The 24,773-nt window shown below is 63.5% G+C and carries 26 protein-coding genes and 1 tRNA gene; 12 read left to right on the top strand and 15 right to left on the bottom strand.

Going from position 1 to position 24,773, the window contains the following annotated elements:
* Nucleotides 1-466: 466 nt before the first annotated feature.
* The 3 genes from ASD73_RS22470 to folK all read right to left on the bottom strand — a co-directional run bounded on the left by ASD73_RS22470 (nt 467) and on the right by folK (nt 2,403).
* Complete coding sequence (locus ASD73_RS22470; RefSeq protein ID WP_082521689.1) at nt 467-1,468, bottom strand: NAD-dependent epimerase/dehydratase family protein; 1,002 nt, start codon at nt 1,466-1,468, stop codon at nt 467-469.
* A 294-nt stretch (nt 1,469-1,762) separates the two neighbouring features.
* Nucleotides 1,763-1,838, bottom strand: a tRNA-Lys gene (locus ASD73_RS19530).
* Nucleotides 1,839-1,881: 43 nt separating this feature from the next.
* Nucleotides 1,882-2,403, bottom strand: coding sequence for a 2-amino-4-hydroxy-6-hydroxymethyldihydropteridine diphosphokinase (gene folK, locus ASD73_RS19525; RefSeq protein WP_156377458.1), 522 nt, complete (start codon nt 2,401-2,403; stop codon nt 1,882-1,884).
* A 23-nt stretch (nt 2,404-2,426) separates the two neighbouring features.
* On the opposite strand from folK, the gene ASD73_RS19520 reads away from it, so the two are divergent.
* Nucleotides 2,427-3,116, top strand: coding sequence for a uracil-DNA glycosylase (locus tag ASD73_RS19520; protein WP_056375069.1), 690 nt, complete (start codon nt 2,427-2,429; stop codon nt 3,114-3,116).
* On the opposite strand, the gene ASD73_RS19515 is transcribed toward ASD73_RS19520, so the two are convergent.
* Nucleotides 3,077-3,553 carry an RNA pyrophosphohydrolase gene (locus ASD73_RS19515; RefSeq protein WP_056375067.1) on the bottom strand — a complete coding sequence of 159 codons (477 nt, stop codon included), beginning with the start codon at nt 3,551-3,553 and terminating at the stop codon, nt 3,077-3,079. The two genes, ASD73_RS19520 and ASD73_RS19515, sit on opposite strands and share 40 nt — an antisense overlap.
* On the bottom strand, nt 3,550-4,497 hold the full coding sequence (locus ASD73_RS19510) for an alpha/beta hydrolase (protein WP_056375065.1): 948 nt from the start codon (nt 4,495-4,497) through the stop codon (nt 3,550-3,552). Before ASD73_RS19510 ends, ASD73_RS19515 begins: the two co-directional genes overlap by 4 nt.
* 185 nt (nt 4,498-4,682) lie before the next feature.
* Here ASD73_RS19510 and ASD73_RS19505 point away from each other — a divergent pair, with 185 nt between their 5' ends.
* The 5 genes from ASD73_RS19505 (at nt 4,683) to ASD73_RS19485 (ending at nt 11,121) form a co-directional block, all read left to right on the top strand.
* Nucleotides 4,683-6,545 (top strand): 2-oxoacid:acceptor oxidoreductase subunit alpha, encoded by a 1,863-nt coding sequence (locus ASD73_RS19505; RefSeq protein WP_056375063.1) that lies wholly within the window; start codon nt 4,683-4,685, stop codon nt 6,543-6,545.
* Nucleotides 6,542-7,579, top strand: coding sequence for a 2-oxoacid:ferredoxin oxidoreductase subunit beta (locus tag ASD73_RS19500; RefSeq protein ID WP_056375061.1), 1,038 nt, complete (start codon nt 6,542-6,544; stop codon nt 7,577-7,579). Before ASD73_RS19505 ends, ASD73_RS19500 begins: the two co-directional genes overlap by 4 nt.
* A 38-nt stretch (nt 7,580-7,617) precedes the next feature.
* A complete protein-coding gene (locus ASD73_RS19495) occupies nt 7,618-8,571 on the top strand; it encodes a metal-dependent hydrolase (protein ID WP_056375060.1) in 954 nt (317 codons plus the stop codon).
* Nucleotides 8,572-8,648: 77 nt separating this feature from the next.
* Entirely contained in the window at nt 8,649-9,929 is a 1,281-nt protein-coding gene (locus tag ASD73_RS19490; protein ID WP_056375058.1) for an SAM-dependent methyltransferase, read from the top strand.
* 19 nt (nt 9,930-9,948) lie between these two features.
* Nucleotides 9,949-11,121, top strand: coding sequence for a serine hydrolase domain-containing protein (locus tag ASD73_RS19485; RefSeq protein WP_056375056.1), 1,173 nt, complete (start codon nt 9,949-9,951; stop codon nt 11,119-11,121).
* 13 nt (nt 11,122-11,134) lie between these two features.
* On the opposite strand, the gene ASD73_RS19480 is transcribed toward ASD73_RS19485, so the two are convergent.
* Genes ASD73_RS19480 through purF form a run of 3 tightly spaced genes read right to left on the bottom strand, consistent with a single transcriptional unit; the run spans nt 11,135 to nt 13,778 of the window.
* A complete protein-coding gene (locus ASD73_RS19480) occupies nt 11,135-11,521 on the bottom strand; it encodes a hypothetical protein (RefSeq protein ID WP_056375054.1) in 387 nt (128 codons plus the stop codon).
* 60 nt (nt 11,522-11,581) lie between these two features.
* Nucleotides 11,582-12,316, bottom strand: coding sequence for an SDR family NAD(P)-dependent oxidoreductase (locus tag ASD73_RS19475; RefSeq protein ID WP_056375052.1), 735 nt, complete (start codon nt 12,314-12,316; stop codon nt 11,582-11,584).
* A 4-nt stretch (nt 12,317-12,320) separates the two neighbouring features.
* Entirely contained in the window at nt 12,321-13,778 is a 1,458-nt protein-coding gene (purF, locus tag ASD73_RS19470) for an amidophosphoribosyltransferase (protein WP_056375051.1), read from the bottom strand.
* A gap of 143 nt (nt 13,779-13,921) precedes the next feature.
* Here purF and hisI point away from each other — a divergent pair, with 143 nt between their 5' ends.
* The 6 genes from hisI to ASD73_RS19440 all read left to right on the top strand — a co-directional run bounded on the left by hisI (nt 13,922) and on the right by ASD73_RS19440 (nt 19,804).
* On the top strand, nt 13,922-14,302 hold the full coding sequence (hisI, locus tag ASD73_RS19465) for a phosphoribosyl-AMP cyclohydrolase (protein WP_056375048.1): 381 nt from the start codon (nt 13,922-13,924) through the stop codon (nt 14,300-14,302).
* Complete coding sequence (locus ASD73_RS19460; RefSeq protein ID WP_056375046.1) at nt 14,289-14,825, top strand: hypothetical protein; 537 nt, start codon at nt 14,289-14,291, stop codon at nt 14,823-14,825. Before hisI ends, ASD73_RS19460 begins: the two co-directional genes overlap by 14 nt.
* Nucleotides 14,826-14,891: 66 nt before the next feature.
* Nucleotides 14,892-15,314, top strand: coding sequence for a MerR family transcriptional regulator (locus tag ASD73_RS19455; protein ID WP_056375045.1), 423 nt, complete (start codon nt 14,892-14,894; stop codon nt 15,312-15,314).
* A 63-nt stretch (nt 15,315-15,377) separates the two neighbouring features.
* Entirely contained in the window at nt 15,378-17,180 is a 1,803-nt protein-coding gene (locus tag ASD73_RS19450; protein ID WP_056375042.1) for an acyl-CoA dehydrogenase C-terminal domain-containing protein, read from the top strand.
* Between the two features lie 45 nt (nt 17,181-17,225).
* Nucleotides 17,226-18,725 carry a phospholipase D-like domain-containing protein gene (locus ASD73_RS19445; protein WP_056375040.1) on the top strand — a complete coding sequence of 500 codons (1,500 nt, stop codon included), beginning with the start codon at nt 17,226-17,228 and terminating at the stop codon, nt 18,723-18,725.
* Nucleotides 18,726-18,781: 56 nt separating this feature from the next.
* Nucleotides 18,782-19,804, top strand: coding sequence for a TIR domain-containing protein (locus tag ASD73_RS19440; protein ID WP_162248173.1), 1,023 nt, complete (start codon nt 18,782-18,784; stop codon nt 19,802-19,804).
* Here the strand turns inward: ASD73_RS19440 and ASD73_RS19435 are convergent, their stop codons facing one another.
* From ASD73_RS19435 to ASD73_RS19405, 7 genes are read right to left on the bottom strand one after another with little or no spacing between them, the layout of a single operon-like run.
* Complete coding sequence (locus ASD73_RS19435; protein WP_056375037.1) at nt 19,805-20,656, bottom strand: HpcH/HpaI aldolase/citrate lyase family protein; 852 nt, start codon at nt 20,654-20,656, stop codon at nt 19,805-19,807.
* Complete coding sequence (locus ASD73_RS19430; RefSeq protein WP_056375036.1) at nt 20,656-21,108, bottom strand: MaoC family dehydratase; 453 nt, start codon at nt 21,106-21,108, stop codon at nt 20,656-20,658. Before ASD73_RS19430 ends, ASD73_RS19435 begins: the two co-directional genes overlap by 1 nt.
* Nucleotides 21,109-21,110: 2 nt before the next feature.
* Complete coding sequence (locus ASD73_RS19425) at nt 21,111-21,569, bottom strand: GNAT family N-acetyltransferase (protein WP_056375034.1); 459 nt, start codon at nt 21,567-21,569, stop codon at nt 21,111-21,113.
* Nucleotides 21,566-23,404 (bottom strand): acetyl/propionyl/methylcrotonyl-CoA carboxylase subunit alpha, encoded by a 1,839-nt coding sequence (locus ASD73_RS19420; protein ID WP_056375033.1) that lies wholly within the window; start codon nt 23,402-23,404, stop codon nt 21,566-21,568. Before ASD73_RS19420 ends, ASD73_RS19425 begins: the two co-directional genes overlap by 4 nt.
* The gene (locus ASD73_RS19415) at nt 23,401-23,706 is read right to left on the bottom strand and encodes a hypothetical protein (protein ID WP_056375031.1); all 306 of its coding nucleotides are present in this window, start codon (nt 23,704-23,706) and stop codon (nt 23,401-23,403) included. Before ASD73_RS19415 ends, ASD73_RS19420 begins: the two co-directional genes overlap by 4 nt.
* Nucleotides 23,703-24,047, bottom strand: coding sequence for a DUF3088 domain-containing protein (locus tag ASD73_RS19410; RefSeq protein WP_056375029.1), 345 nt, complete (start codon nt 24,045-24,047; stop codon nt 23,703-23,705). The genes ASD73_RS19415 and ASD73_RS19410 overlap by 4 nt, the downstream gene beginning before the upstream one ends.
* 2 nt (nt 24,048-24,049) lie before the next feature.
* Nucleotides 24,050-24,772, bottom strand: a complete 723-nt coding sequence (locus tag ASD73_RS19405; protein ID WP_056375028.1) for a CPBP family intramembrane glutamic endopeptidase, BDIM_20840 family — start codon at nt 24,770-24,772, stop codon at nt 24,050-24,052.
* Between the last annotated feature and the right edge of the window lies 1 nt (nt 24,773).

The following is a 24,773-nucleotide window of genomic DNA, read 5'->3' as shown; positions in this document are numbered from 1 at the left end:
TAGAATGAATCGCACGAGACCGCAGCAATCTCGCCGCCGCTCAACGCTGCTCGCGGCCATGGCGAGGAGAGGGGCGATAGGCTTCAGGCGTTAGGGGGCACATGGGTGGGGCGATGTTCGTGCTCCGGTCGAAGCTTGAGTTCAATTCGGAAGGCTCGAGATCGACGGTGATCTGTCCCCTTGGGGACCGGCGTCAACAACGTCTCGCCGGAGCCGGCTGGTCTGCTCCGCGCTGTTCGCGGCGGGGTGCGCCCGTACGGCGGCGCCAAGGCTCGAGGAGGGCTAGGACGAGTCCAAGAAATGAAACTAGCGCGGTTCGGCGTCTCAAGAGGCTCGCCACGCGTGGGGCAATATTTCCATCTCGATGTATCCCGAGGCCAGCGGATAGTTTGACCCAGCCGACCTGTCGATATCATCGCTCACTTTAGCGTTGTTGTGGCAATGCCGCATTAAATAAGCTGTCGGCTCAGTTCTTCATCCATTGTCCCACATACCAATTTACGAAAGCCGGTATTCCCCAGGAAATTGGAGTTTTAGGGCGAAAACCAAGATCGCGACTAATGTCTTCAATGTCCGCGAATGTTTGATGAACATCGCCATCCTGCATTGGTAACAGATTGATTTTGGCTTTCCGGCCACAAGCCTTTTCGATTTTTTTAATTAAGTCGATGAGCCGCTCTGGACTGTTATTGCCAATGTTGTACAGCCGATGAGGAGTTTTGAAGCCGCCGGGTTTTTCTCGATTATCATCTACAGGGGGGTGATCAAGTGCCAAGATTACGCCGTCGACGATATCATCGATAAAGGTAAAGTCACGACGCATGTCGCCGTAATTGTAAACGTCGATTGGACGGCCCTGCAGGACTGCCTCGGTGAACTTCCATACTGCCATATCGGGTCGGCCCCATGGCCCATATACGGTAAAGAAGCGCAGGCCCGTCATCGGTATCCGGAAGAGATGGGCGTAGGTTTCGCTCATGAGTTCATCGGCGCGTTTTGTGGCTGCATAGAGCGAAATCGGCGTGTCCGCGCGATCGGAGACTCGAAAAGGCGCGTCTGAACGCATCCCGTAGACCGACGAAGACGAGGCGTACACCAGGTGCGAAATAGCCCTATGGCGTGCTAGTTCCAGAATGTTGACGTGTCCTGAAACGTTCGAGTGGATGTAGGCGGCAGGATTCTCGAGCGAGTAGCGCACGCCAGGTTGAGCGCCAAGATGAATGATCCGGTCGAAGGTCGTTGTCGAAAGCGCACGAGAGAGCGCGTTCGCGTCACCAAAATCGACGTCCAAAAATGAAAAGGATTCGCCGTGGAGTGCCTCAAGCCGAGCTATTCGTGCGCGCTTGAGGTCGAGCGAATAATATGGCGTGAAATTGTCGATGCCGACCACGCGCTCACCGCGATCCAGCAAAGCTGCAGCAATATGCATGCCAATGAAGCCAGCGGCACCAGTGATTAGCGTAGTCAACTCTTGTCCCCCTCTTGTTGCAGCGGCCTATTTCGACCTGCGCGAGCTCGTCAGCGAAGGCGGATCGTGGATCGTGGATCGGCCGCGTTCTCTGCTCATGGGGGGCAAAAGTAAATTCGCGCGAAAGACCTATGGAATTATTGCGGCTGGATGAGCCCAAAAAAAACCGGTCTTTTATGATGATCTGGGGCGCAGCAGCGGCGGTCGGATCGCGGTCATAACACCCGAGTTGTTACCTAGAGTGTTACCTAGAGCATCTCTGGATTAGGCCGTGTCAGCTAAGTCATTGAAAAATGGTGAGCCCTGCTGGGTTCGAACCAGCGACCTACTGATTAAAAGTCAGTTGCTCTACCGACTGAGCTAAGGGCCCATCGCGGCGCCGCCGAAGCGGGCTTGCGAAGTGAGCCGCCGCCCTAGTGCGCCGATGCGGTGCGGTCAACCGGCTTTGGACGCGAAAGGCGCGCGGCGAGTTGGCGGACGCTGCGGCCGTGCAGGGGATGCTGCCATTCGGGGATGATCGCGCGCAGCGGACCGAGGACGAAGGCGCGCCTTTCGATGGCCGGGTGCGGGATCGTCAGCGCAGCGTCGGACCATGTCCCGCCCGACCAGAGCAGGATATCGAGGTCGAGCGTTCGCGCGCTCCAGCGCTGGCCGGTGCGGCGGCCGAAGCTCGCCTCGATCGCCTGCAGCCGTGCGAGCATTTCGGGCGGGCTGAGCGGCGAGGCGACAAGCGCGACCGCGTTGGCATAGCGGCGGCGCGACGGGCCGAGCGGATCGCTCGCGATGATCGGGCTGGCGTCGACGGCTTCGATGTCGTCGCTCTCGAGCGCCGCGAGCGCGGCGAGCAACACCGCGCGCGGGTCGCCGAACCGCGCATGGCGCCGGTTCGATCCGAGGCCGATGGCATAGAGGGGAAGCGGCATTGCGTTGCTCATCGCGCAGCGCCTATCGCAGTTGCGTGGAGATTGACAGCCCACTGCCCGGAACCGAGCCGCCGCGCGATTGCCCGCGCTGCCCGCGGCTCGTCGCGTTTCGCCGCGAATGCCAGGCCGAGCATCCCGACTGGTGGAATGCACCAGTCCATGCGTTCGGTGATCCCGATGCGTGGCTCGCTTTTGCGGGTCTCGCGCCGGGCAAGCATGGCGCGAACCGGACGGGGCGCCCGTTCACCGGGGATTATGCGGGTGATCTGTTATTCGCGACGCTGTCGGAGTTCGGCCTCAGCAAAGGCCGATACAATGCGCGGATCGACGACGGGCTGACGCTCGACGGCGCGATTATCGTCAACAGCGTCAAATGCCTGCCGCCGCAGAACAAGCCTTCGCCCGCCGAAATTACGAATTGTCGACCGTTTTTCGAGGCGCAACTGGCGGCCTTGCCAAAGGTTCGCGTGATTATCGCGCTCGGCCGGATCGCGCATGACGCGGCTTTACGGGCTTTCGGCGAGCGGCTTGCTGCACACCCCTTTGCACACGGTGCCATCCATATGCTGCCGGACGGGCGCCATCTCGTCGATAGCTATCACTGCTCGCGCTACAACACGAACACGGGGCGGCTGACGCCGGAAATGTTCGCCGATGTCTTCCGTACCGCGATCGCGCTCCGCGATCAGACGAGCGGGCCGAATTCCTCGACGAGTCCACGGTAGAGCGCGCGCTTGAACGGGACGATCAATTTCTCGATCTTGTTCAGCTCGGCCCATTTCCACGCGCGGAATTCCTGATGCTTGGTGTGGATGTTGACATCGCTATCCTCACCCATGAAGCGCATCAGGAACCAGTGCTGGCGCTGGCCGCGATATTTGCCACCCCACAACTTGCCGATCAGATGGTCGGGCAGGTCATAGAAATATTCCTCGCGGCTGCGCGCGATAATCTCGACCAAACCGCCATGGATTCCCGTTTCCTCGCCGAGTTCGCGGATCGCCGCTTCCTCGGCATCCTCACCATCGTCGATCCCGCCCTGCGGCATCTGCCAGGCCTCGCTCGATGTATCGAGCCGCTGGCCGACGAAGACGCGGCCGTCGCGGTTGGCGAGCATCACGCCCGCGCAGGGGCGATAGGGAAGGGTGCTGTGGTCGATCATGCCGCCCCGGTAGCTTCGGCGACGATCGCTTTCAATACGGTCAATGCCCCGCGAATATCTTCTTTGGCGCTGGGGATGCCCTGCGCCAGGTTGATATAGCCGTGGATCGTGCCCGTCGCCTCGCGATAGGTGGTGGGCACCCCGGCCTCGATCAGCTTCGCCGCATAAGCGCGGCCCTGGTCGCGCAGCGGGTCGAGCCCGGCGGTGATGAGCAGCGTCGGGGGCAGGCCCCCGGCCGGGAAATCGAGCGGCGAGGCGCGGTAGTCGGCGGGGTCGGCGGCGTAATGATTGCCGAACCAGGTCATGCTGCCCTGCGTCAGCAGATGGCCTTCGCCGAAATCGCGATAGCTTTGCCAGTCGTCGTGCGTCGTCACGGCGGGATAAATCGGATGGATCGCGATCACCGGTTTCGACGCCGGCTTGTCGCGCAAGGTGAGCGCGGTGGCGATCGTCAAATTGCCCCCGGCGCTTTCGCCGGACAGGACCAGCCCGGTGCAGGGGATATTGTCGGCGACCCAGCGCGTCGCGGCCTCGCAATCGATCGGCGCGGCGGGGAAGGGGTGTTCGGGGGCGAGGCGGTAGTCGACCGCGATCACGGGCATGTCGAGCAGTCGCGCCGCCTCGGCGCAATAGGCATCATGCGTGTCGAGGTCGCCGATCACCCAGCCGCCGCCATGATAGAAGACCATCACCGGTCCGGTTTCGCGAGCCGGGCGGTCGTCATAGATGCGGATGGCGATCTCACCGGCGGGGCCGGGGATGGTCCGATCCTCGACCTTCGCGATCTCGCCGCGCGGCACATCGGCAAGCTGGCCCATTACGCGGAACATCGCGCGCGCGCCCTCGGGCGGCATCTCCTCCATTTTCGGTCCTTCCTGGGCGTTCAGGAAGGCAAGGAAAGCCGCCACGTCGGGGCGCGTATATGCGGTGGTGCCGTCGGTCATCTGCGTCTCTCCCTGATCGCTGTTTTCACCACGCTATTCGGTATCGGCGGGGCAAATTCAATCCCGAAATGAAACTCACCCTGTGCATCACCCTTTGCAGCGCACAATTTTTTCTCAATTGCGGCTTGGCGCGCACGGGCCTAGGCCGATGTCACAGGTTCGCAAGATTTGAGGCAGAAGAGAAAATGGCGACAGCGGTAGTGGACCAGGCCGACAAACGGCAGTCCCCCCTTTCGGATGCGGTAGTGGTGCGATTTGCCGGGGACAGTGGCGACGGGATGCAACTGACCGGCGGTCAGTTTACCCTTTCGTCGGCGCTTGCCGGCAACGACTTTGCGACCTTCCCCGATTTCCCCGCCGAAATCCGCGCGCCGCAGGGCACGCTGTTCGGGGTATCGGCGTTCCAGATCAATTTCGGATCGTCGGCGATCGACACCGCGGGCGACGCGCCTGACGTGCTCGTCGCGATGAACCCCGCGGCGCTCAAGACCAACGTGCCGCAATTGAAGCAGGGCGGCCTGATCATCGCCGACGAGGGCGAGTTCAACGACCGCAACCTCGCCAAGGCGAAATATGACGCAAACCCGCTCGACGACGGCAGCCTCGCCAAATGGCAGCTCCTCAAGCTCAACATCAGCCAGCTGACGATGGACGCGGTCAAGCCCTTCGGGCTCGGCAACAAGGAAGCCTTGCGCTGCAAGAATATGTGGACGCTGGGGCTCTCGCTCTGGATGTTCGACCGAGACCGCCAGCCGCTGATCGACTGGCTCAATGCGAAATTCGCCAAGGCGCCCGACCTCGCCGCCGCGAACGTCGCCGCGCTCAATGCGGGCCATGCCTATGGCGAGACCGCCGAACTCGCGGGTCCGCTCAAGCAGCATCATGTCGACCCCGCACCGGTGGCACCCGGTCTCTATCGCACGCTGACCGGTGCAGAAGGCATTGCGTTCGGGCTCGTTGCGGGCGCGCAGCTTGCCAGGCTGCCGATGTTCTTCGGCGGCTATCCGATCACGCCCGCCTCGGCGATCTTGCATCACCTGTCGCGGCTCAAGGAATATGACGTCACGACCTTCCAGGCCGAGGACGAAATCGCTGCCATCTGCTCGGCGATCGGCGCCAGCTATGCGGGATCGCTCGGCGTCACCAGCTCGTCGGGCCCCGGGATCGCCCTGAAGGGCGAGGCGATGGGCCTTGCGATCATGACCGAGCTGCCGCTCGTCATCGTCAACTCGCAGCGCGGCGGCCCCTCGACCGGCCTGCCGACGAAGACCGAGCAGTCCGATCTGTATCAGGCGGTTTACGGCCGCAACGGCGACGCGCCGATGCCCGTCGTCGCCGCGCGCTCGCCCGGCGACGCGTTCGAATGCGCGATCGAGGCGGTGCGCATCGCGGTGCAATATATGACCCCGGTGATGCTGCTGACCGACGGCTATATCGCGAACGCCGCCGAGCCCTGGGCCGTGCCGGATCTCACGACTTATGATGCCTTCCCGGTCGAATTCCTCACCGAAGCGCCCGAAGGCGGGTTCAAACCCTATGGCCGCGACGAAAATCTCAAACGTCCCTGGGTGAAGCCCGGTACGCCGGGGCTCCTGCACCGCATCGGCGGGATCGAGAAGGAACTCGACACCGGGCACATCAACTATGCCCCCGAAAATCATCAGGCGATGACCGATATCCGCAAGGACAAGATCGACGGCATCAAGGTGCCCGACCAGGTCGTCGAACTCGGCGCCGAGGGCGGCAAGCTCGCGGTCGTCGGCTGGGGCTCGACCTTTGGCCCGATCCATCAGGCGGTGCGCCGCAAGCGCGCCGAGGGTTTGGACGTCAGCCACATCCATATCCGCCATATCTGGCCGCTGCCCGCCAATCTTGGTGAGCTGCTGAAAAGCTATGACCGCGTGATCGTACCCGAGATGAACACCGGCCAGCTCAAGACCGTGCTGCGCGACCAGTATCTGGTCGACGCCAAGCCGGTGAACAAGGTGTCGGGCCAGCCCTTCACCATCGCCGAAATCGAAGCCGCCATCGAGGAGGCACTCAAGTGAACGAGATGACAACCATCGCGCGGACGACGACGCTCAAGGATTGGGAAACCGATCAGGAAGTCCGCTGGTGTCCCGGTTGCGGCGACTATGCGATCCTGAAGGCGGTGCAGCGCACGATGCCCGAAATCGGCACTGCGCCCGAGAATACCGTGTTTATCAGCGGCATCGGCTGCTCGTCACGCTTCCCCTATTATATGGAAACGTATGGCTTCCACACGATCCACGGCCGCGCGCCGGCGTTCGCGACGGGGCTGAAGCTCGCCAATCCGAACCTCGATGTGTGGATCGTTACCGGCGACGGCGACGGGCTGTCGATCGGCGGCAACCACACGATGCACCTGATCCGCCGCAATCTCGATTGCCAGATCATGCTGTTCAACAACGAGATTTACGGCCTGACCAAAGGGCAATATTCTCCGACCAGCCGCGTCGGGACGACGAGCCCGTCGACGCCTTATGGTTCGGTCGACCGCCCCGCGCAGCCCGCGGCTTTCGCGCTCGGCGCCGGGGCGCGCTTTGTTGCACGCGGCTTCGACGTGTCGAAGGAGCTCCCGAACGTGCTGAAGGCAGCACACGCCCATAAGGGGGCAGCTTTTATCGAGATTTTTCAGAATTGTATCGTCTATAACAAAGACGTGTTCGAGGATTTCGCGGCACCAAAGGGTGCCGAGGATCGCCAGCTCTGGCTCAAGCAGGGCGAGCCGATGATCTACGCCAAGGGGACCAAGGGCATAGCGCTCGACGCCGAGGCGCTGCATCTCAAGACCGTCGATGTCGTCGATGGCGACTGGCAGGCTGCGGGTGTGATTGTCCACGACGTCACCAACCGCAGCGTAGCGCACATGCTCGTTGAGATGCGCTTCGGCGAATTCCCGATGGCGCTCGGCGTCCTCTACGACGACCCGCGCCCGACTTTTGAGGCCGATGTCGTTCGCCAGAACAAGGCGGCGGCTGAAGGCAAGACGGCCGATCTCCAGAGCCTGCTCAAGAAAGGGCAGACCTGGACGGTCACCGAGGGCGGGCCCGAACTCTGATCTTGCCGCGGCACCGCGCGTCGGACCTATAGCTCGGCATGGACAATCTGACGCACAGCTTCGTCGGGGCGGTTCTTGGCCAGATGGGGCTCAAGAAAAAGACCGGCCTGGCAATGCCGACGCTGATCATCGCGGCGAACCTGCCCGATATCGACGCGGCCTGCGCGATCTATGGCATCGAATCGCTATCGATGCGGCGCGGGATCACCCACGGGCCGATCGCGCTGCTGGTGCTGCCGATCATCCTGTGGGGGCTGATGCTCACCTTCGACCACTGGCAGGGCCGGCGCGGCAAAAGACCGGCGGAGCGGCTTCCGGTCGACAAGGGCTGGCTGCTCGCGCTCGCCTATGTCGGTTGCTTCAGCCACCCCGCGCTCGACTGGCTCAACAATTACGGCATCCGGCTGCTCGAACCGTTCAGTCACCGCTGGTTCTATGGCGACAGCATCTTCATCATCGACCTGTGGATTTGGATCGCACTCGCTATGTCGGTCTGGCTGTCGCTGCGCGGCGAACGGCGCGCAGCGGCGAACTGGCGGCGCCCGGCATGGATCGGATTCACCGCCGTATGCGCCTATATCTTCGCCAATGGCCTCATCACCGGCGCTGCCGAGCGCATGGCGTCGCGCGCGCTTGAGGCGGGTGGTCAGAAGGATGCGCTCGTCGTCGCGAGCCCGCCGCCGTTCGCCTTCTGGAAACGCGATATCTTCTGGCGGACCGCCGACCGCTACGGCACCGCAAGCTTCGTTCCGGGCGCCGGCGGCGAAGTCGATCTGACCGGTGCACCGACCGGCATGGACGATCCGCGCCTCGCGACGTGGGTCAAGGCCGATCCCGCGGCGCGCGCTTTCCTGTTCTGGTCGCGAATGCCCGTGGCGCAAAGGGATGGCGATGCGATCCTGCTGCGCGACCAGCGTTTCATGCACCCGCTCGCGCGCGACCGGTTCCAGGTCCGCCTGACCGCGCCCGACACCGCCAGCCATCCCGAATGAGCGGGTCCGCGCGACGTCATGGCGCCGCGTGTTTCAACCGATTGTCAGCGCGATGCGTTTGAGGCAGGAAGATGTCAATGAACACGCATGTCAGCCCGCGCCGCGGTAAGGAACTGCTCCGCGCCGACCGTGCCTATCGCTCGGGCGGCGGCATGGCGCGGCTGATCGCGCTGGCGCCCGCGAGCCTCTTTCACCGCATGCTCGACCGGATCGACGCCGGGCTCGCCCAGGGAACGATCGAGAGCCATTTGCCTGACGGCAGCGTGCGTCTGCTAGGCGGGCGCGGCAAGGGGCCGGTCGCGGTCGTCCATCTCCACAGCTGGGCCTCGCTCGCGAGGCTGGCGCTGTCGGGTTCGGTGGGCTGGTATCGCGCTTGGGAAGCCGACGAATGGTCGTCGCCCGATCCGGTGCCTTTGTTCGACCTGTTCATGCGCAATGGTGAAGCCCTGGGCAGTGTCGCGCGCGCGCATGGTCCGTGGCGCTGGCTGAACAAGGCGATCCACGCGCTCCATCACAACGATCGGCGTGGTGCGAAGCGGAACATCCATGCCCACTATGATTTGGGCAATGATTTCTACCGGTTGTGGCTCGATCCGAGCATGAACTATTCGAGCGCCTTATTCACCGATCCCGGCCAGTCCCTCGAGGAGGCGCAGGCGGCAAAGGTCGATGCGATCCTCGATCGGCTAGACCTGCGTTCAGGAAGCCGGCTGCTTGAGATCGGCTGCGGCTGGGGGGCGCTCGCTGAGCGTGCGGTCGAACGCCACGACGTGCTCTATACTGGCATCACTTTGTCGCCCGCGCAGGCCGAAATCGCCGATGCGCGGCTCGCTGCGGTCGATCTGTCGGATCGCTCGCGCATCGAAATCTGCGATTATCGTGACGCGCAGGGACCGTATGACGCCATCGCCAGCGTCGAAATGGTGGAGGCAGTCGGCGAGGCTTATTGGCCCACCTATCTCGACGCGATCGCGCGGCTGCTGCGTCCCGGCGGCAAGGCGGCGATCCAGTATATATTGATCAACGACGCGCTGTTCGAACGCTATGCGGCGAGCAGCGATTTCATCCAGGCCTATATCTTCCCGGGCGGCTGCCTGATCTCGGAAAGCCGCTTCCGCGTGCTGGCCGAAGCACGCGGCCTCGCGTGGCGCGATGTGCATCGGTTCGGCGGCGACTATGCCGAAACGCTCCGCCGGTGGCGCGAAAGCTTCGACGCGGCGGTCGCGGCCGATCAACTGCCGCCGGGGTTCGACGCGCGGTTCGTGCGGCTCTGGCGTTATTATCTGCAATATTGCGAGGGGGGCTTTCGCGGCGGCGGCATCGACGTCGCGCAAGTCACGCTTGAAAAGACAGCCTGAAAACAGGGGGGAGAGAGGCATGCGAAGATTATTGGCGGCGGTGCTGCTGTGCACCGCGGCGGCGGGGTGCAGCGCGCCCGCACCCACCGAGACCGCCGATAAACTGCCAAAGGATCTGAATGTGCTGTTCTGGACCCAGGATCAACGCGACGCTGCCTTCCGCACGATGGAGACGGTCCCCAAGGTCGTGGTCAACACGGTCGCGGCCGGCGGCACCGTCTATCCGCTGCCGCAGGGCAAGCCGATCGACCTTGGCGATGTCGACGCTCATATGGCGAAGCAGCGCAACGCGGGGCTGATCATCGTTCAGGACGGCAAGATCCGCCTCGAAAAATATGCACTCGGCTATGGCGCCGCGGGGCGCTGGACGAGCTTCTCTGTTGCGAAAAGCTTCACCTCGACGCTTGTCGGCGCCGCGGTGAAGGACGGCTATATCAAGAGCCTCGACGATAAGGTCACCGTCTATATCCCTGGCCTCAAGGGCTCGGCCTATGACGATGTGTCGGTGAAGCAGTTGCTCACCATGACCTCGGGCGTCAAATGGAACGAGGATTATACCGATCCCAAGTCCGACGTCGCGCTGTTCAATATGCAAAAGCCGGTTGCCGGCGAAGACATAACGGTCAGCTATATGAAAACCTTGCTGCGCGAAGCGCCCGCGGGGTCGAAGTGGGTCTACAAGACCGGCGAGACCAATTTGATCGGCGTGCTCGTGTCAAGCGCGACGGGCAAGACTCTATCGCAATATCTGTCCGAAAAGATCTGGAAACCCTTCGGCATGGAGCAGGACGCGGTGTGGATGCTCGGCGCGACGGGGCATGAGATCAGCGGCTGCTGCATGTCGGCAAGCCTCAGGGATTATGCACGCTTCGGCCAATTCATCCTGAACGGCGGGGTCGCGGGCGGCAAGAAGGTGCTACCCGACGACTGGTTGCCCGCGGCGACGACGAAGCAGGCGGGCATCGACCTGCCGGGCCGCGGCTATGGCTATCAATGGTGGACGAACGACGATAGCAGCTTCGCTGCACAGGGCATTTTCGGGCAGGGCATCTTCATTGATCCCAAGCGCAAGCTGGTGATCGCCTCGAACGGCAACTGGCCGACCGCGACCGATCCGGAAGGTGTCGGAGCGGCGCGCGAGGCGTTCTACAAGAGTGTGCAGGTCGCTGTGGACAAGGAAGCGAGGCGCTAAGCCCCGTTTCCGGTCAGTCGACGGCAGTTGCCGTTGCTCGCTGGGCCAGCCACACCGCGACAAGCGGGACGGCTACGCCCAGCCCCATGATCCACCAGGTGTCGGCCAGCGTGACGGCGCGGTACAGCGCCGCGCCGATCACCGCGCCGGCGACGATCCAGCCTGCGCCGGTGCCCGCCGAAATGCGCATCGCGAACCAGCCGCCGCCAAAGGTGCCGATGAACCAGCCGACAATCAGCGCGATCGTCGATCCGATCGGGATCAGGACTTCGCCGCTGTTCGGGTCGTAAACGTCGGGCGAAATCTCGCTGCCGGCATATTGCGCGAGCCAGATCAGCCCGAACGCGACGACAATACCGATCACCGCGGCAATTGCCGTTCGCAAAATATCCTTGGTCATTCCCGCGCCCTTGCAAACCCTCTTATGCGAGCGTCTTAGCGCAGGAAAACAAAGATGGCGTTAAGCTTTTTCCATGACCTTGGGCAGCGCGTGAAAGGCGGTGCTATCGAAACCTTCGACCATCAGCTTGGCGACAAACTCGCCGACCGCCGCCGGATCCTTGATGCTCTGTGGGTCTTCACCCGGATAGGCGCGCGCGCGCATCTGCGTCCGCGTGCCGCCGGGATCGAGGATCGCCGTGCGCACGGTCGAGATATTGCGCATTTCGGCGCCATAGCTGGTGACGAGCGTTTCGAACGCCGCCTTCGATGCCGCATAGGCGCCCCAATAGGCGCGCGGCTCGCGCGCGACGCCGCTCGACAATGCGACCAGCCGGCCGTTTGCGGCGCGGCGCAGCAGCGGATCGAAATTGGCGATCAACGCCTGCTGCGCGATCAGGTTCAGCGTCAGCAGCTTGTTGAACTCCTTGCCGTCGATTGCCGCAACCGGAGTCAGCGTGCCGAGCATAGCGGCGTTGAGCACGAGCATGTCGAGCTGCTGCCAGCGTTCGGCGATCGCGCTTGCGAGGCGCGCGATGCTGTCGCCATCGGTCAGGTCGAGCGGGGCGATCGTGGCGCTGCCGCCGGCTTCGTGGATTCGGTCTTCGAGGTCCTCGAGCCCGCCCGCGGTGCGCGCGGTGATCACGACATGCGCGCCGCGTGCAGCCAGCGATTCGGCGATCGCTTCGCCGATCCCACGGCTCGCCCCCGTGACGAGCGCGACTTGGCCCGCCAGTTCTTTAGACGTCGTATTCATTGCGTCAGACAACCCGTTCGGCAAGCAGCGAAAATTGATCTTCCAGTCCATGCTCGTCGAAATCGGTCAGCGTGGTCGGATAGTCGCCGGTGAAGCAGGCGTCGCAATATTTCGGCGCGTCGTTGCTGCGCTTCTCTTCACCCAGTGCGCGATAGAGGCCGTCGATCGAGATGAAGGACAGGCTGTCGGCGTTGATGAAATTCGCCATCTGGCCAACGCTCATCTGCGCCGCGAGCAATTTGGCGCGTTCGGGGGTGTCGACGCCATAGAAGCAGCTGTGCTGCGTCGGCGGACTCGCGATGCGCATATGCACCTCGGTCGCACCTGCATCGCGCATCATCTGCACGATTTTCAGGCTGGTGGTGCCGCGCACGATCGAATCGTCGATCAGCACGATGCGCTTGCCCGCGATCAGCGCGCGGTTGGCGTTATGCTTCAATTTCACGCCGAGGTGGCGGACCTTGTCGCCCGGCTGGATGAAGGTACGTCCGACATAGTGCGAGCGAATGATGCCGAGTTCGAACGGAATGCCCGATTCCTGCGCATAGCCGATCGCCGCGGGCGTACCTGAATCGGGAACCGGGATGACCAGGTCGGCATCGACCGGATTTTCGCGCGCCAGTTCGGCGCCGATCGCCTTGCGCACCGAATAGACGCTCGTTCCGTCGACGATCGAATCGGGGCGCGAGAAATAGACATATTCGAAAATGCACGGCCGCGCCGACTGTTCGGCGAAGGGGCGGTGCGAGGTGAGCTGGCCGTCACGGATGATGACAAGCTCGCCCGGCTCGACCGAACGCACGAATTCGGCGCCGACGACATCGAGCGCGACGGTTTCCGACGCGAGGATATGCGCATCGCCGAGCTTGCCGATCACGAGCGGGCGAATGCCGAGCGGATCGCGGCAGCCGATCATGCCTTCTGCGGTCAGGCAGATCAGCGAATAGGCGCCCTCGACCTGCTTCAATGCGTCGATGAACCGGTCGAGCAGCGAGCGGTATGCCGACGTCGCGACGAGGTGGATGATCACCTCGGTATCGCTGGTCGACTGAAAGATCGAACCGCGGCGGACGAGCACCTTCTTGAGCGCCGTCGCGTTGGAAATATTGCCGTTATGCGCGACCGCGAACCCGCCCGTCGACAGGTCGGCGAACAGGGGCTGGACGTTGCGGAGCGCGGTTTCGCCGGTGGTCGAATAGCGGACATGGCCGACCGACGATCCGCCTTGCAGCTGGCGCATGATGTCGTCGCGGTCGAAATTGCCCGCGACATGGCCCATCGCGCGGTGGGTGTGGAACTCCTTGCCGTCGAAGGCAGTGATGCCCGCGGCTTCCTGTCCACGGTGCTGCAGAGCGTGAAGCCCCAGCGCGACTACCGCGGCGGCGCTATCGGCGCCATGAATACCAAATACGCCGCACTCCTCGCGGAGCTTGTCGTCATCAAAAGGGTGGGTCGTCAGCATGTCATTCCAGGGGCAGGGGGGCAGTGACTGGGGCGCATATAGGGACGGCAATCGCAAATGTCGCCCCCCTAATCACCGATTTGTCATAGTGCGCGTGAACAACGGCGTGACAGTGGCTCCAAACCTGCTCTAAAGCGCACTTTATGGATGATCAGCGCGACACGACCGACCGATTTTCTCCGCGTTTCGACGCCGCCGGACTGGTAACCGCAATCGTCACCGACGCCGATACGCATATCCTGCTGATGGTAGCGCATATGAATGCCGAGGCGATCGAGCAGACTCGCGCGACGGGACAGGCGCATTTCTGGTCGCGGTCGCGGGCTGCGTTGTGGCGCAAGGGCGAGACGTCGGGCAACGGCCTGACCGTCGTGGAGATGCGGGTCGATTGCGACCAGGACGCGCTGCTGCTCCGCGTCAAGCCCGCGGGGCCGGCATGTCATACCGGGCGTCGGTCCTGCTTTTATCGCCGTGTCGAGGCCGATGGCGGCCTGATCTTTCTGGCGGACGATGCGCAGGGTTGACGCCGCCGCGCTCGCGGTTCTGCTGCTCGCCGGGTGCGGGCGACCCGCGCCGGATGAGCGCGCGAAAGGGATCGACTCCAGCAACCCGCTGGAAGTGGCGGCACGCGAGCGCGGCGTCGTCCACCCCGAAGCCGCAAGCCCGGTCGGCGTGTTCGAGCGCGCGCACGATCTCGGCCGCGATGCAATGTGCGTCGTTCCCGATGGCGCCGGAAAATGGCGCTTCGCCGTCACTGCCGCCTTTGGCCCCGGCCTCTCGTGCGCCGCCAACGGAACGATGGTTCGCGAGGGCGGCGGCTGGCGGATGCGCTTCGCCGGCGCGGATGGTTGCGAAGCCCTTGTGCATGAGGAAGAGGATGAGCTCCGCTTGCCCGGAAAGCTGCCACCACAATGCCGCAGCCTGTGTCCCGGCCGCGCCTCGCTTGCGGGGCTCAGTCTGCCGCGCGCGAGCTGGTCGGCGAGCGACGCGGGGGGCTTGCGGATCGCCGATCGAGGCGGCAATATGCAGCATCCGTGCGGGGGCTGAACTGCCCCGAATTGACCCGCTTTGCCGGGCTTGACGTTCACGTCAACGGAAACTAGTTTCACCGGCATGACCGAACAATATGGCCACGCCCATATCGATACGCCCGACCATCTGGGGCGCGAACAATTCAGTATCACCGACTTGTCGACCGAGTTCGGGGTCACTGCCCGCGCGCTGCGTTTTTACGAGGATGAAGGGCTGATCAGCCCGTCGCGCAAGGGATTGTCGCGCATCTATTCGAAACGCGACCGCGCGCGGCTGGCTTGGATACTTCGCGCCAAGCGCACGGGCTTCAGCCTCGCCGACATTCGCGAGATGATCGACCTTTACGACGTCGGCGATGGTCGAAAGCTGCAGCGTCAGGTGACGATCGAGAAATGCGAGCAGCGCATCGGCCTGCTGCAACGCCAGCGCGACGATATTGACAGTGCTGTAGATGAGCTGTCACGTTTCATCGACATGGTGAAGAAAGTCGACGCCGGCCAATAAGCCGACCTGAGCCTCTCCCCAGGCAAGTTTGACATTGTTAGCTGCTTTTCAGAAGGATACCCCATGCCCGTCTATCGCGCTCCCGTGCAGGACACGCTCTTTCTTCTCAACGATGTGCTTGGGATCGAACGTTATTCGAACCTGCCCGGTTTCGCGAGCGCGACTCCCGACATGGTCGAAGCGGTGCTGACCGAGGCCGGCAAATTCTGCGAGGAAGTGCTGTTCCCGATCAACCAGTCGGGCGATCTCGAAGGCTGCACACGCCACGAAGACGGGTCGGTGACGACGCCAAAGGGCTTCAAGGAAGCGTATAAGGCCTATTCCGAAGCCGGCTGGGGCCTTCTCACCGCGCCCGAGGAATTCGGCGGGCAGGGACTGCCGCACGTCATCGGTTTCCCGGTAGAGGAATATCGCAACGCCGCCAATCAGGCGTTCGCCATGTATCCCGGGCTGACGCAGGGCGCGACCGCGGCGATCCTCGTCAAGGGTTCGGACGAGCAGAAAGCGACCTATGTCCCCCGGATGATCGCGGGCGAATGGGGTGGGACGATGAACCTGACCGAGCCGCATTGCGGCACCGACCTTGGCCTCATCCGCACCCGCGCGGTGCCGAACGGCGACGGCAGCTATGCCATTACGGGTACGAAAATCTTCATCTCGTCGGGCGAGCACGACCTGACCGACAACATCATCCACCTCGTGCTGGCAAAGACCCCCGACGCCCCCGACAGCGTCAAGGGTATCTCACTCTTCATCGTGCCCAAGTTCATCGTCAACGACGACGGCTCGCTCGGCGACCGTAACACGCTGTCGTGCGGGTCGATCGAGCACAAGATGGGTATCCACGCCAATTCGACCTGTGTGATGAATTACGACGGTGCCAAGGGCTGGATGGTCGGCGAGGAGAATAAGGGCCTCGCCGCGATGTTCGTGATGATGAACGCCGCGCGCCTCGGCGTCGGCATCCAGGGGCTCGGGCAGGCCGATGTCGCGTACCAGAATGCGGTTCAATATGCGCAGGACCGCCGTCAGGGCCGCGCGCTCACCGGGCCCAAGGATCCGCAGGAAAAAGCCGATCCCCTGTTCGTTCATCCCGATGTCCGCCGCATGCTGATGGACGGCAAGGCGACGGTCGAAGGGCTGCGCGCGCTCTGCACCTGGGGGGCGCTGCAAGTCGATCTTGCGCATGTTGCCGAGAGCGAGGAGGAGCGCCAGCGCGCCGACGACCTCGTGAGCCTGCTGACGCCGGTGATCAAGGGCTTCGGCACTGACAAAGGCTATGACGTCGCGACCAACGCGCAGCAGGTGTTCGGCGGCCACGGCTACATCGAAGAACAGGGCATGTCGCAATATGTCCGCGATGCGCGCATCACGATGATCTATGAAGGCGCGAACGGCGTGCAGGCCATGGACCTTGTCGGTCGCAAGCTCGCACAGAATGGCGGGCGCGCGATTCAGGCCTTTTTCGCGATCGTCGACGAGGAATGCGGGCGCGCTAAGGGCGACGAAGCGCTCGCCGATTTCGCGACGCGCCTCGAAAAGGCGAATGGCGAACTCAAGGCCGCGACGATGTGGTTCATGCAGAATGGCATGGCGAACCCGAACAATGTCGGCGCCGGCGCGCACCATTATATGCACATCTTGGGGATCGTCGCGCTCGGCTCGATGTGGCTGATGATGGCCGAAGCGGCGCAGAAGGCGCTCGCCGAAGGCCGCGGCAACAAGGCGTTCCTCGAGGCCAAGCTCGTCACCGCGCGCTATTTCTCCGAACGCTTCCTGCCCGACGCGGGCTCGCTGCGCCGCAAGATCGAGGCGGGCAGCGAGGCGATGATGGCGCTGACGCCCGAGCAGTTCGTCGCCGCCTGACCCGCGCCCTTGCAACCATCGCCGCTGTCATGCGTGTCGGCGGCGATGAGCAAAGGGGACCTGAAACCGATCGTCGTCGAGGGCCGCAATTGCTGGCGCATCGAGCGCGCCGAGAAGGCGCGGATGATCGTCGACGCCGCCGACTATTATGCGCTGCTCGAGCGGCTGATGGCAGAAGCGAAGCAGCGCATTTTGCTCATCGGCTGGGACTTCGACCCGCGCATCGCGCTCAAGCCCGACAAGGATGGCAAGGGCGAACCGCTCGGCAATTACCTGCTGCGGCTCGCGAAGGAAAAACCCGATCGCGACATCGATATATTGCGCTGGAATTTCGGCGCGCTGAAGCAGTTCGCAATGCCGCGCATCCTGTCGATGGTCGCGCGCTGGAAACTCACGCGCTCGATCAGCTTCCGCCTCGATAGTGCGCATCCGGTCGGGTGCAGCCATCATCAGAAGGTTGCCGTATTCGACGACCATCTCGCGGTGTGCGGGGGGATCGATGTCGGATCGCGCCGCTGGGATACGCGCGATCACAAGGACGACGATCCGCACCGCACCGCACCCGATGGCAAGGCCTATATGCCGTGGCACGATAGCACGATGATCCTGGCCGGCCCCGTCGGCAACGCGCTCGCCGATCTCGGCAACGAACGCTGGCAGCGGGCGACCAAAAAACCGCTGCGCGATCTGGAAGGCCAGGGCGAGAATTGGCCCGACGACCTCGAACCCGATTTCGAGGGCGTGGATGTCGCCATTTCGCGCACCCGCGCCGAATATGACGGTTGCGAGGAAATCCGCGAAATCGAACAGCTCTACCTCGACATGATCGCCGCGGCCGACCGCTTCATCTATTTCGAAAATCAATATTTCACCTGCGGCAAGATCGCCGCCGCGATCGCCGAGCGGCTGAACGAGGATGATGCGCCCGAATTCGTGATGGTGATGCCGAAGACCGCCGATGGCTGGCTCGAGCAGATGGCGATGGACGCCGCGCGCGTGCAACTGGTCCGCGAAATTGCCAAGTCGAAGCATGGCGACCGGCTGAAGGTCTATTATCCGCGCACCAGGCGTGGCGAGCCGATCTATGTCCATGCGAAGACTGCCATCGTCGACGACCGCATGATCCGCGTCGGCTCGGCGAACATGAACAACCGCTCAATGGGGCTCGACAGCGAATGCGACGTGACGATCGATGCCGCGCTGCCCGCGAACAAAGGCGTCAAACCCGCGATCGTGCGGCTGCGCACATCGCTGATCGCCGAGCATCTCGATGTGAAGGAAGATGAGGTTGCGGCCGCATTCAAGCGCACCGGCTCGCTGATCGACACGATCGAGGCGCTACGCGGCAAGGGGCGTTCGCTGGAACTGCTCGATCTCGTTCCGCCGGGTCCGATGGACGAATTCATCGCCGAGAATGAGGTGCTCGATCCGACCAGTCCCGATGCCATGTTTGAAGGCTTCACCGAACGCGGCCTCAAGAAGAGCTGGCACCGCGGGCGCAGCTGGATGGGGCGCCACCGGCCATTTCGGCGCAAAACATCCTGATTGCCCTGTGCGCTTAGTCACTTGCGGTCGCGGGTCATGCTCATATGATGGCCGCAATGACCGACGCCGGACCACCGCCGATCAAGCCAAAGCGGCTTTCCGCTTTCATCAGCCATCACAGCTCGCAGGTTGAGACCGCTCGGCGATTAAAACGCCTGCTCGCGGTGCGTGGGATCGATGGCTGGCTCGCGCCTGACGACATCGCCGCCGGCACTGCCTTCGACCAGTCGATTGTCGACCAGATCGACCGATCGGACGCGATCGTGCTGCTCTTCTGCCCCCAGTCTGACCAGTCGCGCCATGTGAAGCGTGAACTGATGTTGGGCGAGGACAGCAACAAGATCATCCTGCCGGTGCGGCTGGAGGATGTGCGCGCGCAGGGGCTCGCATACTGGCTAAAGGATTATCAGTGGATCGACTGGTTCGCGGGTGAGGAGCAGGCGGTCGAGCGGATCGTCGCCGCGATGAGCCCGGGCACAGCGCCTGCGGTGTCGCCCGGCACGACCGCGCGGCAAATGTCCGCACCGCTCGCGCCGCGGCGTAAGCGGTTATGGATGGTCATTGCGGCGGGCGTTGCGCTCGTCGGGCTGATCGGGGGCGGCATCTGGTGGCAAAGCCGTACCCCGACGGCGGGCGATCCGGGCGCGGCGGTCGCCGACAATCCGATCGAAGCCGGTATCTGGACCACCAAGCGCGAGGTCGTCGAAATTCTCTTCCCCGAAATGGCGCCCGAATTCGTCGCGCAATTCAAACAAGTGCTGGAAACCGACCCCGATCCCGAAGATTGCATTGCACCGAAAGTTGCGGCGAAACCCGGCGTGCTGCTGTTCGATCCGGACCATGAAGCCAAATGCACGATCGGCGCGTTCAAGATGAACGGCGGCCGGATCAGCGGCTACCTCAACTGCAAGCCCGCGGGCGAAGACCCGAACGCCAATTTGCAGATAACGATGCGGGGCACCTACACACGCACCAGCATGGAGTTCGACAATCTCGTCACCATGCAATCGAGCCAGGGCATGGTGCGGTTCCGCAGCCATGAAACGCAACGCTGGCTGCGCGGTCCTGCCTGCAGTTGATCAGTCCGCGAGCGAAAGGATGTGCTTCGCCTGTTTGAGGTGCGGCGCGTCGACCATCTTGCCGTCGACCTGCAACACGCCAACGCCGGGATTGGCGGCAAAGGCATCGACGATCGCCTGCGCGCGCGCGGTTTCGTCCGCGCTGGGGGTGAAGGCGGCGTTGATCGGTTCGACCTGCGACGGATGGATCGCCATCATGCCGGTAAAGCCGTCGCGCCGCGCGCGGGCGGCATAGGCGGCGAGACCCGTTTCATTCTTGATCGCCGGAAATACCGTATCGATTGCGGCGGCGCCCGCAGCATGGGCCGCGAACAGCGTCATCGCGCGCGCGACCTCATAGGGCGAGGTATAGCTGCCATCGGCTTCGCGGCTCGTCGTCGCGCCAATCGCGGCTGGCAGATCCTCGGCGCCCCACGTCAGGCCCAGCAGGCGGTCTTTCGCCTCGCGATAGCTGCCGAGCGTGAAGATCGCCGCGGGGGTTTCGGTGGCGATCGGCAGGATCGGTGGCAGCGAGGCATCGCGTGCAGCTTCGCTGCGCAGGATCGTGTCGAGCTGCGCGATGCTCGGTGCGCCTTCGGCTTTGGGCAGCATGATCGCGTCGGGCCCGGCGCCAAGGATTGCGGCGACGTCGGCGGCGGTCAGATGCCCGTCGAGCGGATTGACGCGCACCAGCGTCACAACTTCGCGGGTTCCCGCCAGATAGTCGGCGATCGCGTGACGCGCCGCATCCTTGTTCGCGAGCGATACCGAATCCTCGAGATCGAGGATGATCGCATCGGCGCCCGACGCCGCGGCCTTGGCGAAACGCTCGGGGCGGTCGCCGGGAACGAAGAGGAGGGAACGTAGTCGCATTAGCTGGCCTTCCGCTGGACAAGGGCAGAACGCTCGCACTGGCAAACAAGTTCATCGCGCTGGTTGATCGCGCGGTGGAGGAAGGTGACGATCCCGGCATTCGGCCGCGATTTCGATTCCTTGAGGCCAATGATTTCGCTCTCGGCCCGAAGCGTGTCGCCGATAAACACCGGTTTCGGCATGACGAGCTTGTCGTAACCGAGGTTGGCGACGAGAGTGCCGAGCGTTGTGTCGCCAACCGACAGCCCGACCATCAGGCTGAAAGTGAAGGTGCCGTTGACGAGGATCTGGCCGAACTCCGACGCCTTCGCTGCCTCGATGTCGAGGTGGAGCGGCTGCGGATTGTGCGTCATCACGGTGAACAGCAGATTGTCGGTCTCGGTCACCGTGCGGCGGATGTCGTGGGTCAGCGTATCGCCGATGGCCCATTCGTCGAAAAAGCGTCCTGCCATGTTCAGTCCCTTAAATGGAGTTTCATGCCGACATGGCTTTGGACAAAGCCGAGCCGGGCGTAAAAGCGGTGCGCGTCGGTGCGGGCCGCCGACGATGTGAGCTGGACGAGCTTGCAATCGCGCGCGCGGCATTGCTCGACGGCCCACAGGATCATGTGTTCGCCGAGCTTCTGCCCGCGCAGGTCGGCCACGATGCGGACCGCTTCGATCAGCCCGCGCCAGCTGCCGATGAAGGACAGCCCGGGAAGGAAGCTCAATTGCATCGTCCCGACGATGCGCCCGTCGAGTTCTGCGGCGATCAGATGCTGGTTCGGGTCGGTGTCGATCGCCTCGAAGGCGGCAAGGTAGCGCGGGTCCGACGGATCGGCTTCACGCCCCGGCGGGATCGTCTCCTCCGCGAGCATCGCGAGGATGGCGGGAAGGTCCGCCACCGTCGCGTCGCGAAGGACGAGTTCGCTCACTCCGCCGCCTCGATCCGCGCGAGCAGCGCCTCGACCTGAACTTGCGCGCCCGCCGTCGCGTTGAGTTCGGCGACGACGCCGTCGAACGGCGCGGTCAGGCTATGCTCCATCTTCATCGCTTCGAGCGTCAGCAATTTCTGTCCCTTGGTCACCTTGTCGCCCGCGGCGACCTCGACCGCGATGACCTTGCCCGGCATTGGCGAGAGGATCGCGCCGTCGCCCGCGGCTGCGCCAGCGCTGCCTTCGGCACGCCAGGGCGTCAATTGCCAAACCGAACCACCCTCGGCAACGAGCATCGCGGGAGACGGCTCCTCGGCGCCAGGACCGTGCAGTTCGACTTCGACGCGCTTGCCGTCGAGCAGGAAGGGCGCGTTCCGCACATCTGGCGCGTTCAAGCGGAAGCCCGATTGCAGCGACCGCGGAACCATCGCCATCGCGGCGTTGGTCAGCGCCTGCACGGTCGGCACAGGTTCTTCGGTCATCGCATCACCGTCGCGGCCGATCAGCCCGGTATCGACGGTACCCGCCACAAAATCGGGATGATCGAGCGCGTTGATGAGGAAGGCCGAGTTGGTCTTCACCGGCCAGATCGCGCTGTCCTCCAGCATCTCGGACAGCAATTCGCGTGCTTCCTCGCGGTCCTCGCCCCAGGCGATGACCTTGGCGATCATCGGGTCATAGAAGGGCGAGACTTCGGCGCCTTCATAGACGCCGGTATCGACACGGCCGATATGTTCGGGAAGCTGGAACAGTTCGAGCGTACCGATCGAGGGCAGAAAGCCCTTCGCCGGATCCTCGGCATAGAGCCGCGCTTCCATCGCCCAGCCGTTGATCGCTAGTTCGTCCTGAGCGAGCGGGATCGGCTCGCCCGACGCGACGCGGAGCTGCCATTCGACCAGGTCGACGCCGGTGATCTCTTCGGTCACCGGATGCTCGACCTGCAGGCGCGTGTTCATTTCCATGAACCAGATGCGATCGGCGCGGAGGCCCTCCGATGCGTCGGCGATGAACTCGATCGTGCCGGCGCCGACATAGTCGACCGCCTTCGCTGCGCGGACGGCAGCGGCGCAGAGATCGGCGCGCGTCGCTTCGTCCATGCCGGGGGCCGGGGCCTCTTCGATCACCTTCTGGTGGCGGCGCTGCAGCGAGCAGTCGCGCTCGAACAGGTGGACGACATTGCCGTGCGTATCGCCGAACACCTGCACCTCGATATGGCGCGGGGTCAGGATATATTTCTCGATCAGCACATGGTCGTTGCCGAACGACGCCGCCGCCTCGCGCTGGCACGACGCCAGCGCGTCGATGAAATCGCCTGCGGCATCGACCTTGCGCATCCCCTTGCCGCCGCCGCCGGCGACGGCCTTGATCAGCACCGGATAGCCGATTTCGCCTGCCTGTTCGGCAAGGAACGCCGGGTTTTGGTTCTCGCCCATATAGCCCGGCGTCACTGGCACACTGGCAGCGGCCATCAGCTTCTTCGCTGCGTCTTTCAACCCCATCGCAGTGATGGATGCGGGCCTCGGCCCGACCCACACGAGCCCGGCATCGGCCACCGCCTGCGCGAATTCGGCATTTTCCGACAGGAAGCCGTATCCCGGGTGGATCGCCTCGGCGCCAGTCGCCTTCGCGGCGGCGATGATCTTCTCGCCGATCAGATAGGATTCGCGCGCCGGCGACGGCCCGATATGCACGGCCTCGTCGGCCTCGCGCACATGCAGCGCTTTGGCGTCGGCGTCCGAATAGACCGCAATTGTGCGGATACCCATCTCGCGCGCGGTGCGGATGATGCGGCAGGCGATTTCGCCGCGATTGGCGATAAGCAGGGACTGGATCATAGGGTTCCGTTCACTTCGAAATGCAGGACATGCGCTTCCTTTTCGATCAGGAAGTCATCGTCGAAATCATAATATTTGGCGACGTCGACCGGCGTGCCGGCAAAGCCCTCGATCACGTCGAGATTGTCCCAGAAGGTCAGCATCTCGAAATGAACGACATCGCCGTCGGGGCGCTGCAGGCACCACGCACCGCGATTGCCCGCGACCGACCGGTAGTCGGGAATGGCGACCTCGAGCATCAGCTTGAGATAGGCCTCTGCCTTGTCCTTGGGGACGATCCCGTGCCATCGCCGCGCGATCATGGATGCGCCTCCGGAAAGCCGTGCCGGACATGCAGCGCGTGGAGCAGTCGCTTGAAGTCGCCCACAAAGCGCGTGCCTTGATGCTCGCCGTCGGCAAGCTCGGCCGGTGCATCGTCGCCAAGCACCAGAACCGGCAGATTCTGGTTCGCCTCGCCAACCGCGGCGATCACTGCATTGCGCGGGCGCGGAAAGGCGATGCGGATGACCTCGATCTTTGCGGCCTGCTCGGGATAGTTCGCCAGCAACCCGTCGATGGCGATGCAATCGCGGCAATAGAAATTCCGTCCGGGCAGCGCGGGGTCTTCGAACAGCGGATCGAGGAGATAAAGACGGTCGTTCATGATCACACCACCAACATGATCGCGTTGCCGAAATTGTGCACCGCAACGGGAAGAAGCAGGCTGCCGGTGCGTTCGCGGAGCCAGACCGCCAGAAAGGATGGAATGGCGGTGAGCGCCATCGTGATGACGTCGAACTGAAACCCATCGCCGGCGGAATAGCTCAAAGCATGCGCCAGACCGAACAAGGCGCACGACAGCACGGCGCCCCAGCCCCAATCGATGCCGAGCAGCCTGATCCGGCCCCGGAACGCTTCGTTCAGCGCCAAAAGAAGTATGCCGCGATAGAAGGGTTCTTCCTCCAGCCCCGGCAGGGTGAGCTGGAACGCCAAGGTTTCGCCGGAGGCGGGCTCGTTCGGAAACGACAAGGCGAGCGCCAGAAAGAAAAGGCAATAGAGGACCGCGACCGGCACCGCCGCACGTAGCGAGCCCGCGTTCTGCTTGAGCGTCAATCCTGAGCGCCGCCAGCCGAAAGCCGGGTGCGATGCGATCGCCAGCGTCGCCGCCAGCGCGAGCAGCTTGCCCTGCCAATTCCAGTCGCTCGCGCCGAACAGGTCGGGCAGGGCGCCATAGAAATTGGTCAGCAGCGCGTCGTTGATCACGGCCAGTCCCGCCGCGACAAACAGCCAGCGCGGCGAAAATCCGCCGCGATTGGCTAGGCCCAGCGCAAAGCCTGCCGCCACCAGCATCGCCACGACGGCGATTATGAAAACGACCGCATCGGGCATC

The sequence above is a fragment of the Sphingopyxis sp. Root154 genome (assembly GCF_001427105.1).
GTDB lineage: Bacteria > Pseudomonadota > Alphaproteobacteria > Sphingomonadales > Sphingomonadaceae > Sphingopyxis.
The sequence above is the reverse complement of the archived record's forward strand: the minus strand, read 5'-3'. Positions and strand labels throughout refer to the sequence as shown.

Coding starts and splice junctions, on each gene's coding strand:
- folK (WP_156377458.1), bottom strand. CDS start 2,403: ATGAGCAACGCAATGCCGCTTCCCCTCTATGCCATCGGCCTCGGATCG.
- ASD73_RS19515 (WP_056375067.1), bottom strand. CDS start 3,553: ATGATCGACCACAGCACCCTTCCCTATCGCCCCTGCGCGGGCGTGATG.
- ASD73_RS19510 (WP_056375065.1), bottom strand. CDS start 4,497: ATGACCGACGGCACCACCGCATATACGCGCCCCGACGTGGCGGCTTTC.
- ASD73_RS19505 (WP_056375063.1), top strand. CDS start 4,683: ATGGCGACAGCGGTAGTGGACCAGGCCGACAAACGGCAGTCCCCCCTT.
- ASD73_RS19495 (WP_056375060.1), top strand. CDS start 7,618: ATGGACAATCTGACGCACAGCTTCGTCGGGGCGGTTCTTGGCCAGATG.
- ASD73_RS19490 (WP_056375058.1), top strand. CDS start 8,649: ATGAACACGCATGTCAGCCCGCGCCGCGGTAAGGAACTGCTCCGCGCC.
- ASD73_RS19485 (WP_056375056.1), top strand. CDS start 9,949: ATGCGAAGATTATTGGCGGCGGTGCTGCTGTGCACCGCGGCGGCGGGG.
- ASD73_RS19480 (WP_056375054.1), bottom strand. CDS start 11,521: ATGACCAAGGATATTTTGCGAACGGCAATTGCCGCGGTGATCGGTATT.
- ASD73_RS19475 (WP_056375052.1), bottom strand. CDS start 12,316: ATGAATACGACGTCTAAAGAACTGGCGGGCCAAGTCGCGCTCGTCACG.
- purF (WP_056375051.1), bottom strand. CDS start 13,778: ATGCTGACGACCCACCCTTTTGATGACGACAAGCTCCGCGAGGAGTGC.
- hisI (WP_056375048.1), top strand. CDS start 13,922: ATGGATGATCAGCGCGACACGACCGACCGATTTTCTCCGCGTTTCGAC.
- ASD73_RS19460 (WP_056375046.1), top strand. CDS start 14,289: ATGCGCAGGGTTGACGCCGCCGCGCTCGCGGTTCTGCTGCTCGCCGGG.
- ASD73_RS19455 (WP_056375045.1), top strand. CDS start 14,892: ATGACCGAACAATATGGCCACGCCCATATCGATACGCCCGACCATCTG.
- ASD73_RS19450 (WP_056375042.1), top strand. CDS start 15,378: ATGCCCGTCTATCGCGCTCCCGTGCAGGACACGCTCTTTCTTCTCAAC.
- ASD73_RS19445 (WP_056375040.1), top strand. CDS start 17,226: ATGAGCAAAGGGGACCTGAAACCGATCGTCGTCGAGGGCCGCAATTGC.
- ASD73_RS19440 (WP_162248173.1), top strand. CDS start 18,782: ATGACCGACGCCGGACCACCGCCGATCAAGCCAAAGCGGCTTTCCGCT.
- ASD73_RS19435 (WP_056375037.1), bottom strand. CDS start 20,656: ATGCGACTACGTTCCCTCCTCTTCGTTCCCGGCGACCGCCCCGAGCGT.
- ASD73_RS19430 (WP_056375036.1), bottom strand. CDS start 21,108: ATGGCAGGACGCTTTTTCGACGAATGGGCCATCGGCGATACGCTGACC.
- ASD73_RS19420 (WP_056375033.1), bottom strand. CDS start 23,404: ATGATCCAGTCCCTGCTTATCGCCAATCGCGGCGAAATCGCCTGCCGC.
- ASD73_RS19415 (WP_056375031.1), bottom strand. CDS start 23,706: ATGATCGCGCGGCGATGGCACGGGATCGTCCCCAAGGACAAGGCAGAG.
- ASD73_RS19410 (WP_056375029.1), bottom strand. CDS start 24,047: ATGAACGACCGTCTTTATCTCCTCGATCCGCTGTTCGAAGACCCCGCG.
- ASD73_RS19405 (WP_056375028.1), bottom strand. CDS start 24,772: ATGCCCGATGCGGTCGTTTTCATAATCGCCGTCGTGGCGATGCTGGTG.